Here is a 2,897-nt window from a genome sequence, read left to right on the forward strand (position 1 = left end):
CACCCGGAATCCTCTCAACCAGCGATTCGATTGCCGTCTTCTCCGGGTCAGCCAGTACCAGAATACGTCGTGGATCCATCTTATCCTCCCCTCTTTCAGGTGATCCGGTACCCCTCCGGGGGAACAACCATCACAAACCGTGCACCAATACCCTCTCTCCCCTCTTCATGAATGGTGATCCCGGTGATGGCAAGAATCTCCCGTGTCAGGAAGAGGCCCTGGCCGGATCGCTCGGTTCCCTCTGAGAAGAGTCTCTTCCTGGCATCATCAGGGATGCCGGGCCCGTTATCCTCAAAACAGATGAAACATTCACCCTCTCGGATCTGATACGTGATAACAAGGGCAGTAGCCCCCGCTGCTGCGGCATTCTCTATCAGATGCGTAAATGCTGCCGGAAGATGCGGATCGGCGAAGATCTCAAGCCGCTCTGTCCATGAATAAACGGTTATCCCTCCTGCATCAATCCGACTTAAAACACCGGCAATCGTCTCCTGCACCGGCATCCAGGCAGATGGCCGGGATCCGATCTCACGGAAATCCCTGGATATGACGATCTGGCGCCTGATCCCATCGGCCGCTTTTTCGATCTCTTCAAGGAAGGTGAGAGTTGGCGGATCATCAAACCGGATACTTCCAATGGTGAGATGCCGGTACAGCTCTTCAAGCCGTTCCGAGAGTCCATGCCGGATGATCCCGCTCAGTGCTGTCAGCTGGCGGTTTGAGTTCTGGAGGGCGGATCGGATTCTTACCTCTTCGGTGATGTCGCGTATCGATTCGACAGCCCCGACGATCGCATTTCCTGTGTCATAGAAAGGGGTGGCTGCAATCTTCAGATGGGCACCTTTCCCATCATGCAATGCCGGAGCGATCACCTCAGCCTCCATCATATCCCCTCTCCTTCTGATCGCAGGATAACAGGTTTTCGCCTCGATCCCGGGGTTCATGGCACAGTCGATCAGGATTGGCCGCTTCTCTGCATAGAATGGAACCGAGTATGCGTACCCCCCCTTTCCAATCATCTTCATCTTCGGAATGCCTGTCATCTCCTCAATCGCCCGGTTCCAGGCGATCACTGTTCCGTTCTGGTCGATTGCAAAGGTTGCGTCCGGGAGAAACTCGATCAGATCATGAAGTTTCTGTTCGGACTGCCTCATTCGGATTGCCAGAAGCGATATGATCACTCCGATGATCACATAGACTGTTCCCCTTGCGATGATGTAGGCGGTGGTGAAGAGATCCTGGGGCATGAGCAGATATGCCGGGATACAGTAGATGATGGCAATCAGGAACGCAACAAAAGGGCCACGCCGGGGATACCAGTACCCGGCAATGATGATGGGGAAGTAGATCAGATGAGGAAAGACAGTGGTGATACCATACAAAAGCCCTATAACATTTGATGAGAGCGCCAGAATGGCAGCCACACCGACGATAATGATCCGCCGCCGCTCAATCGGATCGGAGAGGAATGGATGATTACGTGTTGCCATCTGCGCACCAGGTTACCTTGAGCCCATCTGAAAAACCCCTGCAGGGCAGTGAATCTCAAAGCGGCCGCCCTGCCGTGGGTCTCCTGTCTCTTTCAGCTCGATACCCGTGATCGCAAGTGCTTCACGTGCGAGGAAGAGGGAGAACCCCCTGCCCGGACTCTGTTCATGCGAGAAGAGCGCCTCTTTTGCGGGTGCAGGAATACCTATTCCATCATCCTCAAGAATGATACTGTAGCCTGCCTTTCGTTCCTCGCAGGTGATCTGGATCCTCTCTGCACGTCTTCTGATACAATCGTTGATAATCGCCCTGATCGCCTCTGCCGCAAAGGGATCGATATAGATTGAAAGTTCGGAGGGTATGGCAGCAGTAATCTCAACTGGATATTCACCCTCGGAGGGTACGAGTGATCCTGCCTTCTGCCATACCGGTGGATTCTCACCGATCTTCTGATACTCCTGGGTGAACCGGGTTGTCTGGATTGCCCGTCCAAGTCCGGTTATTCCGGAGAGGATGCTCTCTTTTGCTGTATCCGGATTCTCTTCAAGAACGCGTGCTGCATATTCGAGTGATTCATGGATCGCTCCAAGCTGGTTTAAGAGCCCGTGCCGGGTGATGCTCGTCACAAGGGAGAGTTTCCTGTGTGCCTCTGAAAGCGCCCTCTCGACCCGTTCACGCTCCATAATCTCAACCTTTAATACATCGTTCTTCTCATGGAGCTGTTCGTTCAGGCTGAAGAGTTCGTCGCGTGCCTCGGAGAGATCGATATTCTTCTGAACGGCAAGGGCATAGGTTGAGAGGAGAATATTCAGGATTGTCTCCCGGTTGGCATCAATATGGTAGCTGTTGCCGGAAATCTGGATGGTCAGGTCATCATCCTGGCTGCCTTTTTTTCTCTTCTCAAAAAAATCCTTCAGCCGATCTAGAATAAATACTGAATCAAAGGGTTTGATGATGAAGTTTTCAGCCCCTGATGAGACGCCATGCACGACATCTTCGGGATCGAAGAGCTGGGTGACGAGGAATACCGGAATAGTGCCATAATCTTTGATCTTCTCGCAGAGTTCATAGCCACTCATCCCCGGCATTACGATATCGCTTAAGACGAGATCGGGTGTCTCTTCGGCTATCCCCCTCAGGGCAGATTCTCCATCTACGGCAATAGTAACCCGGTACCCTTCGCCCTCAAGGATTCTGCGGAGATATTCTGCCTGGGTAGTACTATCCTCTACAATGAGAATGTGTTCTGTCTGCACCATCGCTCTTCCCTCCTTATTCCACGAACCGGTACCTTCCTTTCGGAACGGTTATCTGAAAACACGCTCCTCTTCCAGGCAGACCGCATTCATGGATGGCACAATCGCATGCCGCCAGAATATCCCGTGCCAGAAAGAGTCCAAGACCTGTGT

General features: G+C 52.7%; 2 protein-coding genes. Both read right to left on the reverse strand.

Features of this window, described 5'->3' with window-relative positions; translation table 11 throughout:
- Positions 1 to 95: 95 nt before the first annotated feature.
- Entirely contained in the window at positions 96 to 1,490 is a 1,395-nt protein-coding gene (locus QCH34_RS10030; RefSeq protein ID WP_300333613.1) for a PAS domain S-box protein, read from the reverse strand.
- A 12-nt stretch (positions 1,491 to 1,502) separates the two neighbouring features.
- The gene (locus QCH34_RS10035) at positions 1,503 to 2,747 is read right to left on the reverse strand and encodes a response regulator (protein ID WP_300333615.1); all 1,245 of its coding nucleotides are present in this window, start codon (positions 2,745 to 2,747) and stop codon (positions 1,503 to 1,505) included.
- Positions 2,748 to 2,897: the final 150 nt, after the last annotated feature.

It is taken from the genome of Methanocalculus sp. (assembly GCF_029762515.1).
Classification (GTDB): domain Archaea; phylum Halobacteriota; class Methanomicrobia; order Methanomicrobiales; family Methanocorpusculaceae; genus Methanocalculus.